Source organism: Sorangium sp. So ce321 (assembly GCF_051530195.1).
GTDB lineage: Bacteria > Myxococcota_A > Polyangia > Polyangiales > Polyangiaceae > Sorangium.
Map to the genome: position 1 here is coordinate 3,874,129 of NZ_CP150329.1, position 15,221 is coordinate 3,889,349.

Below are 15,221 nucleotides of genomic sequence, written 5' to 3' on the forward strand. Positions count from 1 at the left end.
GGCCGCCGCCGGCGGTCAGCCCGGCCGCCGCGCCGCCGCGCGGACCGCGCGGGCCGCCGACGCGTCGTCGACCGCGAGCGCCTCCTCGGCTGCGGCCGCGAGCTCCGCGAACGCGGCCCCGGCGAGCGCGTCCTCCACCGCCTCGACAGCGGAGACGCACATGCTGAGCTGCGTGACGCCGAGGCCGACGAGGAGCGGCGCGACGTCGGGATCGCCCGCGGCCTCGCCGCACACCGAGACCGGCCGCCCCGCGGCGTGGCCCGCCTCCACCACCGCGCGCACGAGCCGCAGCACCGCCGGGTGCGCCGGATCGGCGAGCGCGTGCAGCCGCGGGTGCCCGCGCTCCGCCGCGAGCGTGTGCTGCGTCAGGTCGTTCGTCCCGATGCTGAAGAAGGCGGCCTGCCGCGCGAGGCGCTCGGCCATCAGCGCCGCCGACGGCACCTCGATCATGATGCCGGTGGCCACGGGCCAGAGGTGCGGCCTGCCGGCGGCCGCCAGCGCCTCGTGCGCGCGATCGAGCGCGGCGCGCACGGCGCTCACCTCGGCGGCGGTCGAGACCATCGGGATCAGGATGCGCACGTCGTGGCCGCGCCCCGCGACGAGGATCGCGCGGAGCTGCGCCTCGAGCAGCGCCGGCCGCTCGAGGGAGAGGCGCACGCCGCGGACGCCCAGGCTGGGGTTCGCCTCGGCCGGCAGCGCGAGGTAGGGCAGCGCCTTGTCGCCGCCGGCGTCGAGCGTGCGGACCACGATCGGCGCGCCGGCGAACACCGCGAAGATCTCGGCGAGCAGCGCGGTCTGCTCTTCCTCGCCGGGCTCGTCGAGGCGGCCGAGGAACGCCATCTCAGTGCGCAGGAGCCCGATCCCCACGGCGCCTGCCTCGCGCGCGGCGCGCGCGTCCGACGGCCCGGCCACGTTCGCCCAGAGCTCGATCTCGCGGCCGCACGCGAGGCGCAGGCGGCCGTCGCGCGCGCTCGCCGGCCGCCGCGAGGCGCGCAGGGCCGCCTGCCGCCGCTCGATCTCGAGCGTCGCGTCGGGATCGGGGTCGAGCCAGACCTCGCCCGTCGCGCCGTCGAGGCCGGCGACCGCGCCGCCCGCCTCCGGCACCAGCGCCGCGGCCCCCGCGACCGCCGGGATGCCGGCGCCGCGCAGCAGGATGGCCGCGTGCGAGGTGGGGCCGCCGCGGCGGTCGATGACGCCGAGCACCCGCGCCGCGTCGAGCCGCGCCGCCTCCGACGGCGTGAGATCGTCGGCCACGACGACCGCCGGCGGCCCGTCGGGCAGCGTGCCCGGGGCGCCGCCGAGCAGGGCGCGCACCACCGCGTTGCCCACGTCGTGGACGTCCGCCTCGCGCGCCCGCAGGTACGGGTCCTCGAGCTGCCGGTAGATCGCGGCCGCGGCCTCGATCGCCTGGAGGAAGGCCCAGGCCGCGTTGCAGCGCTCCCGCGCGATGCGCGCGAGGGCCTCGTCGACGAGGGCCGGATCGCAGAGCAGCGCCTGGTGGGCGTCGAGGATGTCGCTGCCGCGGAGCGCGCTGGCGAGGTCCTGCGCCGCGAGGTCGAGCGCCCGCCGGAGCCGCTCGGCCTCCGCCGCGGGATCGTCGATCGCCGTGTCGGGGACCTGCGGGGTCGAGCGCACGAGCCGGACCAGCGGGCCGAGCGCGACGCCCGGCGCGACGGGGATCGCGAGGCCCGAGACGGCGGCCTCCGCCGGCGCGGCCGCCGGCGTCTCGCGCTGCACGAGCGCCGCGAGCGCCTCGACCGCTTCGGCCGCCTGCCGCCCGGTCGCGAACAGGCGCAGCACGTCGCCGCGGCGGGCGCCGAGCGAGGCGAGCGCGATCAGGCTCGAGGTACGCACCGGGCCGCGGCCGTTGGTCACGTTCTCCAGGGTGATCGCCGCGTCGAAGGCCGCCGCGCGCGCGATGAGGTGCGCCGCCGGGCGGGCGTGCAGGCCGCTCGGATCGGCGATCACGACGTCCGCGGTCGCGGCCGTCGTCGTGGTGACGGCGGTCGTCACCGCGGCGACGACGGCGGTCGCGGCGGCGACGGCGGTCGTCATCGCCGCGACGGTGGCGGTCGTCGCGGCGGCGACGGCGGCCGTCTCCCCCGGGGCGATCGCCTCGGCGGGGAGCTCCGCCTCGCCGAGCTGCGCGGCCTTCGGCGCGAGCGCCTGCCGCGCGTCCGCGGCGACCTGATCGAGCGAGCCGCCCGCCGCCGCCCGCACCGCGGCGGCGACCGCGCCTTCGACGAGCGGCCCGCCGGTGAGGCGCGTGCGCGCGCCGAGCGCCGGATCGACCAGCTCGAGCGCCGTCTCGGCGCTCAGGATCGCGCTGCCGAGGTCCATCAGCACGACGGCGCCGGCCGGCCCGCAGACGCGCTCGATCGCGGCGGCGATGGCGGTGGCGTCGGTGCCGAGCTCGGCGCCGCCCGTGCCCGCGCCCGCCGCGCACGCGATCGCGACCGACTCGCCTGTCATCTGGCGGGCCAGCGTCTCGGTGGCCTCGGCGAGCGCGCGGCTGTGCGAGACCAGGACGAGCCCGACGCGGCCCGCCGCCCCGCTCATGCGCCTGCCGTTGCGGCCAGGCTCCGCAGCAAGAGCCAGCACGACGTGGCGCCGGGGTCCTGGTGCCCAGCGCTGCGCTCGCCGAGGTAGCTCGCCCGGCCCTTGCGGGCGATGAGCGGCACCGTCGCCTCCGCCCCGGCCCGCGCGGCCTCGGCGGCGCGGGCGAGCGCGTCCGCCAGCGAGGCGCGCGACGTCGGCGTGGCGTCGGAGCGCGCGCCCGCGGGCTGCGGCGCGCTCTGGGCGGCCCTGAGCGCGTCGACCGCGGGGACGAGCGCGTCGACCATCGTCTTCTCGCCGGGCGCCGCCTTGCCGCGGCGCCTCACGCCCTCGAGGCCCGCCTCGAGGCAGGCCGTCAGGGCCGCGAGGTCGAGCGCCGCGGCGCCGGCCGCCTTCTGGCCCGCGTCGCGGAACAGCGTGCCGTAGAGCGGCCCGCTCGCCCCGCCGACGGTCGACAGCAAGATCATCCCGACGTCCCTGAGGAGCGCGCCGATGTCGCCGCGGTCGAGGGTGTCGAGCCGGCCGCGCACCGCCGTGAAGCCGCGCGCCATGTTCACCCCGTGGTCGCTGTCGCCGATCGGCGCGTCGAGCTCGGTCAGGAACATCTTCTCGCGCTCCAGCTCGTCGGCCGCGCGCTCGAGCCACGCCGCGATGTGGTCGCCGCTCAGCGTCTGCATGGGCGTCTGCATGGATTCAGGCTCCCCAGCGAAGCGCGGGCGTGTGCACCGGCGCGTCCCACCAGCGGCTCATCTCGTCGTCGAGCCTGAGCAGCGTCGCCGACACGCCGGCCATCTCGAGCGACGTGATGTACGGCCCGACGAGGCTGCGCGCGACCCTGAGGCCGCGCTCGCGCGCGATCGCCTGCGCCTTGCGGTAGATGACGTAGAGCTCGATGAGCGGCGTCCCGCCCATGCCGTTCACGAACAGGAGCACGTCGTCGCCGGGCTTGAACGGCAGGTCGTCGAGGATCGGCTGCATCAGGAGCTCGGCCACCCGGTCCGCGGGCTCCAGCTGGGCGCGGCGCCGGCCGGGCTCGCCGTGGATGCCGATGCCGACCTCCATCTCGCCCGGGCCGAGCTCGAACGAGGGCTTGCCGGCGTGCGGCACGGTGCACGCGGCGAGCGCGATCCCCATGCTGCGGCCGTGCGCGTTGACCCGCCGGCACAGCGCCGCCACCTCGTCGAGCGGCCGCCCCGCCTCGGCGGCCCCGCCGCAGATCTTCTCGGCGAGGACGGTGGTCCCCACGCCGCGCCGCCCGGCCGTGTAGAGGCTGTCCTCGACCGCCACGTCATCGTTCACGAGCACGCTCTCGACCGAGGTGCCCGCCTCGCGCGCGAGCTCGGCGGCCATCTCGAAGTTCATGACGTCGCCGGTGTAGTTCTTGATGATGTGGAGCACGCCGGCGCCGCCGTCGACCGCCCGCGTCGCCTCGGCGATCTGGTCCGGCGTGGGGCTCGTGAACACGGCCCCCGGGCAGGCGGCGTCGAGCATGCCCCGTCCGACGTACCCGGCGTGCAGCGGCTCGTGCCCGCTGCCGCCGCCCGAGACGAGGGCGACCTTGCCCTTGCCCTTCGCCTCCGCGCGCGTGACGAAGAGCGGCGCGGCGTTCACCCGGAGGAGATCGGCGTGGGCCAGGGCCATGCCCTCGAGGGCCTCGCGGACCAGGTCTTCCGGCGCGTTGATGAGCTTCTTCATCCTGCCCTCCGCTCCGTCTCCGTCGTTGCCGGTGGTTGCCGTCGGTTGCCGTCGGTTGCCGTCCGTCTCCGTCCGCTGCCGCGGGAAGGATATCCCCATGCCGTCGTCCGCCGCGAGGGGGGATCTTCGCGCCGCGCTGTCCTATCCTGCGATCACCTTGGATCGACTCGCTCCCGCGCTCCGTCCTTCTGGCCGCCCGGCGGGCTTCCAGCGGTGGAGAGAGCTGCTCTTCCTCCACTGGGAGACGCCGGCCTCTGCGCTCCGCGCCGTCGTGCCGTCCGGCCTCGAACTCGACACCTTCGAGGGGAGGGCCTACGTCGGCGTCGTCGCGTTCACCATGCGCGACGTCAGCCCCTGGTGGTCGCCGAGCGTGCCGGGGATCTCGAACTTCCACGAGCTCAACGTCCGCACCTACGTGCACCGGGAGGGGCGGGACCCGGGCGTCTGGTTCTTCAGCCTGGACGCGGCCAAGGCCCTCGCGGTCCTGGTGGCCCGGGCCGGCTGGCGCCTGCCCTATCACTTCGCATCGATGGCGCTCGAGTCGCGGGACGGCGAGGTCCATTATCGCAGCGAGCGGCGCTGGCCTGGCCCAGTGCCCGCGCGCTTCGAGGCGCGCTACCGCGTCGGCGCGGCGATCGACGGGCGCGTCGCGGCGCCGGGGACGTTCGAGCACTTCCTGGCCGAGCGCTACCTGCTGTTCGCCGGGCGCGAGGGCGAGCTCGAGATCGGACAGGTGCACCACGTGCCCTATCCGCTCCACCGCGCCGAGGTGAGCCAGATCGAGGAGAGCGTCGTCGCCGCGGCCGGCTTGCCCGCGCCCGAGGGGGCGCCGCACGTGCTCTACAGCCCGGGCGTGGACGTCGACGTCTACGCGCTCGCGCCCGTCGTCTAAGCGCTCGCGCCGGCGTGACGCTGTCGTCGCGCGCGGCCACCCGGGCGCCGCGCTCGCGCCTCAGCGCCGCTCCAGCCAGTGGAGGACCTGGGACTCCAGGCCTGGCACGGCCCCGAACCCGAGGCTCAGCGCCTGCGGGAAGCCCACGTGCCCGCCGAGCTGGAGCCACTGGACGTCGAGCAGCGGCGAGAGGGGGTGCGCCTCGAGCGCCGGTCGTACCGTGTCGAGCGGCACCATCGGATCGGCCTCGGTCGCGACGATCAGCGACGGGACGGCCAGGTCACGGAGGCGCGGGGCCGCGCTCTCGCTCGCGTAATACGCCTCGGGGCTCTGGAAGCCGAACCAGCGCGTCATGATGCGGCGATCCCACTCGCGGATCGTGCGGATCGCGAGCGCCTCCCGGAGGGGCAGGGGCACGGCGCGGCGGGACGCGACGGCGGTGTACATCTCCTTCAACCCTGACAGCACGTGCCGGCGGTACAGCCAGCGCTCCGGCTGGTCGATGGCGGTGACCGACCGCTCGAGATCGAGCGGCGGGCAGATGGCGGCCACGGCGCCGACGCGCGGGTCGTGCGCGCCGGAGGCGGCATAGCGGAGCGCGATGTGCCCGCCCATCGAGTAGCCGACGAGGAGCACGCGCTCGTAGCGGTCGAGCTCGGGGGAGGCGATGGCGGCGTGCAGATCGGAGAACAGGCCGGCGTGGTAGATGCCGGCCCCGTCGCCCGCGGCGCCGCGCAGGTTGAGGCGCAGGGACGCGAGCCCGGCGCGCTCGGCCTGCGCAGCGGCCGTCACCACATAGTAGCTCTCGGCCGTGCCGCCGAGGCCGTGGACGATGACGAGGATGGCTCTGGCCCCCTCCCGGTGATGGATCCTGCCGAGCAGGCGGACAGGCCCGGCATCGGGGTCGTCGACATGCGCCGAGAAGGGCGAGGAAGGCGGGAGCGGCGTGGCGCGAATCTGATGCTTGAGCCAGGGCGCGATCGTCCAGAAATGGCCGTGGAGGATGCGCTGCATCCACGCGCATCTACCACGGCCGGCGCCCCGCTTCTAACGCGCCCCGCGGCTCACGGGCACACGAAGCCCTCCTCTGCCTCTCCGGCGCAGTCGTTCGGGCACTCCGTGCAGTAGAGGCAGGCGCTGATCGCGTCGTACCTCGCGGCGCCGTCCGGGGCTCCCGCCCTGCAGGTCTCGCGGCAGGTCTCCGTGCCGCACGTGCGATAGCAGCTCAAGAAGCTGACGCAGGCCTCGCTGTCGGTGCAGGCGGTGAGCTCGTCGGCGCAGTTGCCGTCGAGCGCGCACGCGATGCACCCCGACTCCGCGTCGCCGCACACGCTCGAGCCGTCGCACGTGGGCGGCGGGACGGCCCGCCGGATGTTGAGCGTGAACGCGCCCACCGAGGTGTCGCGGGACCCGTCGACCACGATCACGACGGTCTGGCCCGCCTCGAGCGTCACCGTGACCTCGGATTGCTCGACCTCCGTGTCGTCGTTGCACGCGAGCTGCGCCCCCCGGCAGGTCGCGTTGCGCACGTGGAGCATCGTGTCGAACGCCGAGCCGAACGTGTCGAAGGTGTAGTCGCCGGCCACCGGCGCCGTGAACGCGTACCCCGCGTCAGGGCTGTCCGAGTCGCCGCACGCCGTCGTCACGCTGGGGCTCACGCTGTTGGGCCGGCCGACCGTGCTGCCGGTGATCGTCTGCGGCACCGAGGGATCGAGCGTGCCCGCCGGGCAGGTCGAGGCGCTCCGGCGCGTCACGTTCAGCTCGAAGGTGCCCGTCTCGTCGTTGGCGCCGTCGACCACGATGTAGACGGTCTGGTCCGTGGCCATGTCGACCGTGACGACCGCGGCGCCCGGGTCGGCGCTGCACGCGATCTCGGAGCAGCCCGCCGCGTCGAGCACCGCGAGCACGACGTTGTACTGGGAGTTGCTGCTGTCGAAGGAGTAGACGCCCGCGGTCGCGGCGGTGAACGAGAAGATGCGCTCGCTCGAGCTCGTGGCCACGCACGAGGGGGCGTACGTGTTCGACCCGCCGGCGGTCGTGCCGTTCACGATCTGCGGCACGGCGCTGCCGAGGTCCCGCCCCGGGCCCACCGTGCACGCGCACATCCCGGACTGGCAGACCTGCGAGTCGTTGCACCCGGTGCCGCAGCTGCCGCAGTTCGCGGAGTCGGTCTCGACGTCGACGCACGCGTCGCCGCAGGCCGTGAGCCCCGAGCCGCAGCCGTCCGCGCACGCGCCGTTCACGCAGGTCTGGTCCTCGCCGCACGCGGTCTCGCAGTCGCCGCAGTGCTCCTCGTCCGTCCCGGTGCTGACGCAGGCGCCGCCGCAGTCGGTGAGCCCCTCGGAGCAGCCCGCGTCCTGGCACGCGCCGGCCTCGCAGGTCTGGTCCTCGTCGCACGCGACGTCGCAGTCGCCGCAGTGGTCCGGATTGGACGTCGTGTCGACGCACGAGCCGCCGCAGTCGGCGCGCCCCTCGGGGCAGCCTTCCTGGCAGGCGCCGTCCTCGCAGGTCTGGCCGTCCTCGCAGGCGCTGTTACAGCTCCCGCAGTGCTCCTCGTCCTCCTCGAGATCGAAGCAGCCGTCGCCGCACGCCGTCTCGCCATCCCCGCAGGTCGGGCCGTCCACGCAGACGCCCGCCCCGCAGAGCTGCCCCCCCCCGCAGATGATGCCGCACGCGCCGCAGTTGCTCGAGTCCATGTTCGTGTTGACGCAGACGCCACCGCAGTCCGTGTCCGGAGCGATACACGACGGCGTGCTGGGGCCGCCGTCCGAGCACGACGCTATGGAGGCGAGCACCGCCGCGGCGAGCCAGAGCAGGGTATATGTCGGCGCGAGCCTGAAGCGCGATCTGAGCTTTTGCATGAGCCTTCCCTCGGCAGAGATGCCGGCGACGGGGGTCGTGACGAGGAGCCGAGGGGGGAGGATACGCTGATGGCCTTCCAGGCTGTCAATGCTTGCGCCGCGGCCTGACGAGGGCTCGCGCGCGGGTCTCGCCGGCGCGCGTCACCGTCGTCCCCCACCACCACAACACCCGCGCGCGGGGCGCGCTGGTCACGTCCACTGCGCGCGCGGCGCCGCCTGTGACGCGGCGCCGCCCTGCCGTGACGCAGGCAGGAACTGGAGCAGCGTGAGCGCCTCGGCCACGTCTTCGTGGCTGATGAGGCCCAGGTATCTTTCACTGTCATACACCGCGACCACAGGGGTGCTCTTCTCGGACATGAGGCGCGCCACCTCGTCGAGCGAGCGATCCGCGCTCACGCGGACGACGTCGCGCCGCATGAGCCCGGCGACGTAGGCGCTGCCCGCGCCCTCGGCGAGCGCGCGGATCACGTCGGCCCGCGTGAGCACCCCGATCGGCTCGCCCTCGAGCATGACCGCGAAGTCGGTCTGGTAGGTCGTGAGGATGTGCTCGGCGGCGTCGTTCACGCGATCGCAGGGCGACAGGACGATCGCGCGGCGGTTGTAGGCGCGCCCGACGGGGACGTCGCCGAGGATCGAGCGCGCGCGCTCCGTCGCCCGCTCCTGCGAGGCGCCGAGGAACACGAGCACCGAGATGAACGCGAGCACGAGGTGGCCCGAGAGCAGGGCAAAGGCGAACAGCGCGACGGCGATGACCTGCCCGATCGCGGCGGCCGCGGACGTCGCGCGCGCCGGGCCGACGGCCATGGACAGGCCCGCCCGGAGCACGCGCCCGCCGTCGAGGGGCAGGGCGGGGATCATGTTGAACACCGCGAGCGCCACGTTGGCGCCGAGCAGCCAGAGGAGCGCCGTCTGCAGCGAGGGGCCCGACGCCGCCCCGAGCTCGATGAGCCCCGGGAGGAAGCCGAGCACGCCGTTCACGAGGAGGAGCACGGCGGCGAGCGCCACGTTCACGGCGGGGCCGGCGAGCGCGATGAGCAGCTCGTGGAGCGGCCTCTCCGGGCGGCCCACGAGCATCGCGACGCCGCCGATCGGCAGGAGCAGGATCTCTCGCACCGTGAGCCCGAAGCGCCTGGCCACGAGGCTATGACCGAGCTCGTGCAGGGCCACGCAGGCGAAGAGCGCCAGCATCAGCGCGGCGCCGAACAGCGCCCCCTGGGCGCCGTGGCGGCCGCTCCACTGGAGCGCTCCCACGGCGACGATGAGGCCGAACGTCGCGTGCACATTGACGTCGATGCCGGCGATCCGGGCGACCCTGAATGACCACTTCATGCTGTCTGGCTCCTGCTGGATGCGCGCGAGCGGCGCGTCATGGTGCGGGAGACGTCGACGACCGCGCGCCGGGCGGCGCGGCCGGGTCGCACGGTCATGAAATCTCTCGATGCCTGCTCGACGATCCTTTTGCAGTCAAAGCAATGCGCGTACCGTGTTTCACGGCGGCCGCGGGCCGGTCGAGGGGCGCGCTGCCGCGGCGTCGCGCCGCAGCGGGGCATTTCGCACCGGGCCGGGAGGCGCGTTGTTCGCGCGGGGACAACGCGGGAACAGTCGGAGATCGCGCTCGAGCGTGGAGCAGCGCGGCGGGGCGGCGAGCGCTCGTGACGCCCCGCGCCGGCCCCGCGCGGCGACCGTCAGCGCGTCGCTTCTGGACGGCCGAGCGCGCCGAGCGCGCCGGGAGTCGCAGATTGCCGGGGCGGTGGAGGCGGTCTACGAGAGCGCCTGGGCGCGCGATCGAGGGCCTGCCATGACGCAAACCGCTTCGAGCACGGACACGTTCCCCCCGCAGATCAAGTACATCATCGGCAACGAGGGGTGCGAGCGCTTCAGCTTCTACGGCATGAAGAACATCCTGACGTTCTTCATGATCAACTACATGTTGATCCACGAGCACGTGGCGAAGGCGAATTACCACCTGTTCGTGAGCGCCTGCTATTTCTTCCCGCTCCTCGGCGGCTTCCTGTCCGACCGCTTCTTCGGCAAGTACCGGACGATCCTCTGGCTCTCGCTCGTCTACTGCGCCGGGCACGCCTGCCTCGCGGTCTTCGAGGGCAGCCCGACCGGGTTCTACGCGGGGCTCGCGCTCATCGCCCTCGGCTCGGGCGGGATCAAGCCCTGTGTCTCGGCGCACGTCGGCGACCAGTTCTCCGAGGAGAACAAGCACCTCGTCAAGCACGTGTTCGCCCTCTTCTACTGGATCATCAACTTCGGCTCGTTCTTCGCGTCGGCGCTGATCCCGAAGACGCTCGAGTGGTTCGGGCCCAGGGTGGCGTTCGGGATCCCCGGCGTGCTGATGCTGATCGCGACGCTCGTGTTCTGGATGGGGCGCGACAGGTACGTGCACGTGCCCCCGACCGGCAAGAACCCCCACTCGTTTCTTCGCGTCCTCTGGGACGCTGTCCGGGGCCGGCGCGACGCGCGCGGCGGCTTCCTCGAGGCGGCGCGCGGGCGGCACCCCGAGGGCGCGATCGACGGCGCCAGAGCCGTCCTGCGGATGATGACGATCTTGGCCCCCATCCCGGTGTTCTGGGCGCTCTTCGACCAGAAGGGGTCGACGTGGGTCGTCCAGGCGACCCGCATGGATCTCGACGTCCTCGGCTACAGGCTCGCCCCGTCGCAGCTCATGGCGCTGAACCCGCTCATGGTGATGCTGATCATCCCGTTCAACACGATGATCCTCTACCCCGCCCTCGAGCGGCGCGGCTTCCGCCTCTCGGCGCTCGGCCGCATGACGGCCGGCATGGCGATCGCCGGGCTCTCGTTCGTCGCGGTCGCCGCCATCGAGCTCGCGATGACGTCGGGCAGCCGGCCCAGCGTGCTCTGGCAGGCCGCGCCCTACCTGCTCATCACCTTCGCCGAGGTGCTCGTGTCCACCACGGGCCTCGAGTTCGCCTATTCCCAGGCGCCGCGCGAGATGAAGAGCACCATCATGAGCTTCTGGAACCTCACCGTCACGGTCGGCAACCTGATCACCGCCGGCGTCGCGGCGCTCAACGTGTTCACGGGCGCGATGCAGTACCTGTTCTTCGCGGCGCTCATCTTCATCGCCGCCGTCGTCTTCGGGCTCCTCGCGCGGCGCTACGTGGTCGTCGACTACTTCCAGCGGAGAGCCGCCGGGGCCGCGCCCGCCCCCGCGTCCTGACGCGCGCTCAGCCCTCGCCGCGCTGCTCCTCATCGTCGAGGTCGGGCGGCGGCGGCGGCGGCATGCGGACCCGCACCGTGCGGATCTGCCGGGGGCTCGCGTCGACGATGTGGAGCTCCGCCCCGTCCGGGGTCGTCACGATGTCGCCGGGCGCGGGGATGCGCCGGGCGAGCCCCATGCAGAGCCCGGCGACCGTGGACCAGCGGACGTCGTCCGGCAGCGCGATCGCGAGCTGCCGGCTCAGCTCGTGGACCGGCATGTCGCCGGGCACGAGCGCCGACCCGTCCGGCTCGCGCTGGATCGTCTCGGCGGAGCGCGCGTGCGCGTCGTTCTCGGCGAAGATCTCGCCGACCAGCTCCTCGACCAGGTCCTCCATCGTGACGATGCCGATCATGCCGCCCTGCTCGTCGACCACGACGGCGAGCTGGAGCCGGCGCCGCTTCATCTCGGCGAGGAGGTCGACGGCCGCCATCGACCCGACCACGAAGTACGCCGGGCGGAGGATGCTCTCCAGCGAGAACTCCCCGTCGCCCCAGAGCAGCGCGAGCACCTCCGGCATCGTGACGTAGCCGATCACGTTGTCGTGCGCGCCCTCGTGGACGGGCATCCGCGTGTGGCCGTGCTCCAGCACGATGCGCTGGACCTCCGCGGCGGTCGCCGCGCGCGGGAGCGCCACGACGCGGACGCGGGGGAGCATCACCTGGAGCGCGGTGAGCCCGGCGAAATCGAGCGCGCGGGAGGCGATCTCGCCGGCGCGCTTGTCGACCGAGCCGGCCTGGGCGGCCTCGTCGACGATCTGCTGGATCTCCTCGGGCGAGATGCGCGCCTCGACGAAGTTCGTGCGGTCGCCGAAGAGCCGCAGCACCAGGTTCGAGCTCGCCGTGAGCAGCCAGACGAGCGGCCGGGCGAGCGACGACAGCCCGCGGAGCGGCGGGCCGACGAGCAGCGCGTACCGCTCGGCGGTGCGGAGGGCGAGCGACTTCGGGACGAGCTCGCCGAGGACGAGCGAGAGGAAGGACACGAGCGCGACGACCGCGGCGAGCGCGAGCTCCTCGGCCGCGTCCCCGATCCACGGCACGGCGTGGAGCACCGGCGTGAGCTTCTGCGCCAGGGTCGACCCGCCGAAGGCGCTCGCCGTGGCGCCGACGACGGTGATGCCGATCTGCACGGTGGCGAGGAAGCGCTCCGGGTTGTCCCGCAGGCGCTTGACCGCGCGCGCCCGGCGGCTCCCCGACTGCACGAGCTGCTCGAGCCGCGTCTTGCGGATCGTGACGATCGCGATCTCGGCGCCCGAGAAGATGCCGTTCACGAGCACGAGGGCGAGGATGACGAGGATCTCCGAGAGAATAACGGCTCCTTCCGCGGCGCTCCGGGTGCATAGCGCGTCGCGCGCCCGCGCGGCAGAGGCGTCGCGCGCCGGCGCGCGAGGCGCAGCGGGCGAGCCGGTGGTGCGGGGAGTGGAGAGGCTCGGGGGCAGGGGAGCCGGCGCTCCCCAGGCCGCGGCGGGCGGGTGGCCCGCGTCGATGGGACCGATCGTCGTCAGCCCTCGCCGGAGGCGACGGCGGGCGCGCCCGGTGGGGTGAGGGCGCGCCCCGGTGGGGTCACGCCGCCTTGCTGGCCCTCCGGTCCCGCACGGCCTGCGCGAGGAGCTCGAGCACCGGCACCGTGTCGTTCCAGCCGAGGCAGGCGTCGGTGATGCTCTGGCCGTAGGTGGCCGGCTTGCCGGGCGCGAAATCCTGCCGGCCGCCCACGAGGTGGCTCTCGATCATCACGCCGAGGATGTCCCGCGAGCCGGAGCGCAGCTGGTCGGCAAGGTTCTCGGCCACGGCCCGCTGGCGCGACGGATCCTTCTGGCTGTTGCCGTGGCTGCAGTCGACCATCAGCCGGCGCGGCAGGCCCGCCTTGGTCAGGCGGTCGGCGGCCTCGCGGACGTGCTCGGCCGCGTAGTTGGGCCCGCGCTGCGAGCCGCGCAGGATGACGTGGCACGCCGAGTTGCCGCGCGTCGCCACGATCGCCGAGATCCCCTGCTTGGTCACGGACAGGAAATGGTGCGCCTCGCGCGCGGCCCGCACGGCGTCGACCGCGATCTGGACGTCGCCCTCGGTGCTGTTCTTGAAGCCCACGGGGCACGACAGCCCCGAGGCGAGCTCGCGGTGGATCTGGCTCTCCGTCGTGCGCGCGCCGATCGCGCCCCAGGAGATGAAGTCGGCGATGAACTGCGGCGAGATCGTGTCCAGGAACTCGGTCGCGCTCGCGAGGCCGAGCTCGGCGATGTCGCGGAGCAGCCCGCGGGCGACGCGGAGCCCCTTGTTGATCGAGAAGCTCCCGTCGAGGTCGGGGTCGTTGATGAGCCCCTTCCAGCCGACCGTTGTGCGCGGCTTCTCGAAGTACACGCGCATGATCACGAGGAGGTCGTCGCTCAGCCGGTCGCGCGCCTCCCGGAGCAGCGCGGCGTACTCCAGGGCGGCCTTGGGGTCATGGATGGAGCAGGGGCCCACCACCACGATGATCCGGTCGTCTTCGCCAGAGATCACGCGCTCGGCGGCCTTGCGCGCCAGCGCCACCGTCTCGGAGGCCGCGGGGCTGACGGGGATCTCTTCGATAAGGATCGCGGGGGGGATCAAGGGCCTGAGCCCTGCAATACGAAGGTCGTCGGTCGAGTAGTACATCGTTGAGGTTCCAGCATAGCGCGATGCGACATGCTCCGACTACTCGTGTGTGGGGACGGAGCGGTGCTTCTCCTTTCGATCGGCCTGAAGATTTTCTCGCAGGCGCTCGCGCGCGGGCTGCCGAGGGCGCCCGGGGCACGCGGTTTCTGGCCGGAGCGGGCGAGCGCGCAAGCGCGCGTCACCGCGCCCGCCGCGCGCCACCGCCCATGCGCCCGCGCGCGCCCGCCACGGGCCGCACGCGCGCCCGCCACGGGCCGCACGCGCGCCCGCCACGGGCCGCACGCGCGCCCGCCACGGGCCGCACGCGCGACCGCCAGGCGCGGCGCGCGCCATCGCTACGTGCCCGCCGGCGCATGCGCCGGCTCTGCGCCGATCTTCCGGCGAAGCGGGGCGGCGCGCTGGGGCAGCCTGCGGGGCGCCGCGGGCTGCTTGGCGCTCGCGGCGGCCGCGTCGGCGGGTCGCTTCGCGTGCAGCCTGGCACCCGCGGCGGCCGCCCCGGCGGGGCGCTCCGCGGGCGCGGTCGGTCGCGCCAGCCGCGCGGTCAGCTCCCCGGCGCCGCTCGCTGCGGCTCGCGGCGGCGGCCGGCGCCCGGGGGCTGCGCGGGGCTCCTCCAGCAGCGCGCGCAGCGAGGCGATCGCGCGCGTGCGCCACTTGTACGCCGTCGACAGCGGGATCCCGTGCTGCTCGGCGACCGTCGCCATCGGCACGCCGTCGATGTCGTGCTCGATGAGGATCCGCCGCTCCGCCGCCTCCAGCGAGCTGAGCCGCGTCAGGATGAGCGATCGCGTCTGCTCCGCGTCCATCTGCTCCTCGGCGTTCGGGCGCTCGTCGGCCACGCGCGGCGCGTCGCCGGACGACAGCTCCTCGCGCCGGTGGTGCGCCCGGTCGCGGTAGTGGGCGGCCACGTGGACGGTGATCCGGTTGAGCCACCGCTCCGGCCGCGCGCGGAGCGGGTCGTACGTGGGGAAGCTCTGGTATCCAGCGAGAAAGACGTCCTGAAGGATGTCTCGCCGGTCGCGGCGTGGGACCCCGAGCCGCTTGAGCCAGTTCCATACGGAGTCGTAGGTCTTTCCCCGAAAGAGCCGGACGAAGGCGCGCTGTCTATCCATCGGCATCAGCGGCGGGGAGGTGCGGTGCGGTTGTCCCATGCTCGCTTAATTAGGAGGAGCCGACCTCCCATCTCAAAAAAAGCAATCGCCCCCCGAAAAAGGTTCTTCTGTGCACACGCCATTGCCGCGAGACCCCCCCCAATCGCCACGGACGTTAGAGCGGGGCTCACCCGCTTCGGAGACGGGCCCACCTCGACGTTTTCGGTGCTCGGCGTGCTGGAGCACGCCTGCGCGCCGAAAACGCCG

At 73.8% G+C, this 15,221-nt stretch carries 11 protein-coding genes; 2 read left to right on the forward strand and 9 right to left on the reverse strand.

What is annotated here, in order from left to right:
• Positions 1-15: 15 nt before the first annotated feature.
• Genes ptsP through dhaK form a run of 3 tightly spaced genes read right to left on the reverse strand, consistent with a single transcriptional unit; the run spans position 16 to position 4,251 of the window.
• A complete protein-coding gene (gene ptsP, locus WME89_RS14975) occupies positions 16-2,559 on the reverse strand; it encodes a phosphoenolpyruvate--protein phosphotransferase (protein WP_438009837.1) in 2,544 nt (847 codons plus the stop codon).
• The gene (gene dhaL, locus WME89_RS14980) at positions 2,556-3,233 is read right to left on the reverse strand and encodes a dihydroxyacetone kinase subunit DhaL (protein ID WP_438011935.1); all 678 of its coding nucleotides are present in this window, start codon (positions 3,231-3,233) and stop codon (positions 2,556-2,558) included. Before dhaL ends, ptsP begins: the two co-directional genes overlap by 4 nt.
• Positions 3,234-3,249: 16 nt before the next feature.
• Positions 3,250-4,251, reverse strand: a complete 1,002-nt coding sequence (dhaK, locus tag WME89_RS14985; RefSeq protein ID WP_438009838.1) for a dihydroxyacetone kinase subunit DhaK — start codon at positions 4,249-4,251, stop codon at positions 3,250-3,252.
• Between the two features lie 97 nt (positions 4,252-4,348).
• Between dhaK and WME89_RS14990 the strand changes: the two genes are divergently transcribed.
• On the forward strand, positions 4,349-5,143 hold the full coding sequence (locus WME89_RS14990; RefSeq protein WP_438009839.1) for a YqjF family protein: 795 nt from the start codon (positions 4,349-4,351) through the stop codon (positions 5,141-5,143).
• A 60-nt stretch (positions 5,144-5,203) separates the two neighbouring features.
• Here WME89_RS14990 and WME89_RS14995 read toward each other — a convergent pair whose 3' ends face one another.
• From WME89_RS14995 to WME89_RS15005, 3 genes are all read right to left on the reverse strand, one after another.
• Positions 5,204-6,157 carry a YheT family hydrolase gene (locus WME89_RS14995; RefSeq protein ID WP_438009840.1) on the reverse strand — a complete coding sequence of 318 codons (954 nt, stop codon included), beginning with the start codon at positions 6,155-6,157 and terminating at the stop codon, positions 5,204-5,206.
• Between the two features lie 50 nt (positions 6,158-6,207).
• Positions 6,208-8,004 (reverse strand): MXAN_6577-like cysteine-rich protein, encoded by a 1,797-nt coding sequence (locus WME89_RS15000; RefSeq protein ID WP_438009841.1) that lies wholly within the window; start codon positions 8,002-8,004, stop codon positions 6,208-6,210.
• Positions 8,005-8,193: 189 nt separating this feature from the next.
• A complete protein-coding gene (locus WME89_RS15005) occupies positions 8,194-9,333 on the reverse strand; it encodes a site-2 protease family protein (protein WP_438009842.1) in 1,140 nt (379 codons plus the stop codon).
• 469 nt (positions 9,334-9,802) lie between these two features.
• Between WME89_RS15005 and WME89_RS15010 the strand changes: the two genes are divergently transcribed.
• Positions 9,803-11,197 (forward strand): POT family MFS transporter, encoded by a 1,395-nt coding sequence (locus tag WME89_RS15010; RefSeq protein WP_438009843.1) that lies wholly within the window; start codon positions 9,803-9,805, stop codon positions 11,195-11,197.
• Positions 11,198-11,204: 7 nt separating this feature from the next.
• On the opposite strand, the gene WME89_RS15015 is transcribed toward WME89_RS15010, so the two are convergent.
• The 3 genes from WME89_RS15015 to WME89_RS15025 form a co-directional block, all read right to left on the reverse strand.
• Positions 11,205-12,545: a hemolysin family protein gene (locus tag WME89_RS15015; protein WP_438011936.1), complete on the reverse strand. Its 1,341-nt coding sequence runs from the start codon at positions 12,543-12,545 to the stop codon at positions 11,205-11,207.
• A gap of 253 nt (positions 12,546-12,798) precedes the next feature.
• Positions 12,799-13,866, reverse strand: a complete 1,068-nt coding sequence (locus WME89_RS15020) for a 3-deoxy-7-phosphoheptulonate synthase (protein ID WP_438009844.1) — start codon at positions 13,864-13,866, stop codon at positions 12,799-12,801.
• Positions 13,867-14,201: 335 nt separating this feature from the next.
• On the reverse strand, positions 14,202-15,014 hold the full coding sequence (locus WME89_RS15025) for an RNA polymerase sigma factor (protein WP_438009845.1): 813 nt from the start codon (positions 15,012-15,014) through the stop codon (positions 14,202-14,204).
• Between the last annotated feature and the right edge of the window lie 207 nt (positions 15,015-15,221).

Excerpts from the sequence above, each read along its gene's own strand:
- ptsP (WP_438009837.1), bottom strand. The coding sequence starts at position 2,559 with ATGAGCGGGGCGGCGGGCCGCGTCGGGCTCGTCCTGGTCTCGCACAGC.
- dhaL (WP_438011935.1), bottom strand. The coding sequence starts at position 3,233 with ATGCAGACGCTGAGCGGCGACCACATCGCGGCGTGGCTCGAGCGCGCG.
- dhaK (WP_438009838.1), bottom strand. The coding sequence starts at position 4,251 with ATGAAGAAGCTCATCAACGCGCCGGAAGACCTGGTCCGCGAGGCCCTC.
- WME89_RS14990 (WP_438009839.1), top strand. The coding sequence starts at position 4,349 with ATGCCGTCGTCCGCCGCGAGGGGGGATCTTCGCGCCGCGCTGTCCTAT.
- WME89_RS14995 (WP_438009840.1), bottom strand. The coding sequence starts at position 6,157 with ATGCAGCGCATCCTCCACGGCCATTTCTGGACGATCGCGCCCTGGCTC.
- WME89_RS15000 (WP_438009841.1), bottom strand. The coding sequence starts at position 8,004 with ATGCAAAAGCTCAGATCGCGCTTCAGGCTCGCGCCGACATATACCCTG.
- WME89_RS15005 (WP_438009842.1), bottom strand. The coding sequence starts at position 9,333 with ATGAAGTGGTCATTCAGGGTCGCCCGGATCGCCGGCATCGACGTCAAT.
- WME89_RS15010 (WP_438009843.1), top strand. The coding sequence starts at position 9,803 with ATGACGCAAACCGCTTCGAGCACGGACACGTTCCCCCCGCAGATCAAG.
- WME89_RS15020 (WP_438009844.1), bottom strand. The coding sequence starts at position 13,866 with ATGTACTACTCGACCGACGACCTTCGTATTGCAGGGCTCAGGCCCTTG.
- WME89_RS15025 (WP_438009845.1), bottom strand. The coding sequence starts at position 15,014 with ATGGGACAACCGCACCGCACCTCCCCGCCGCTGATGCCGATGGATAGA.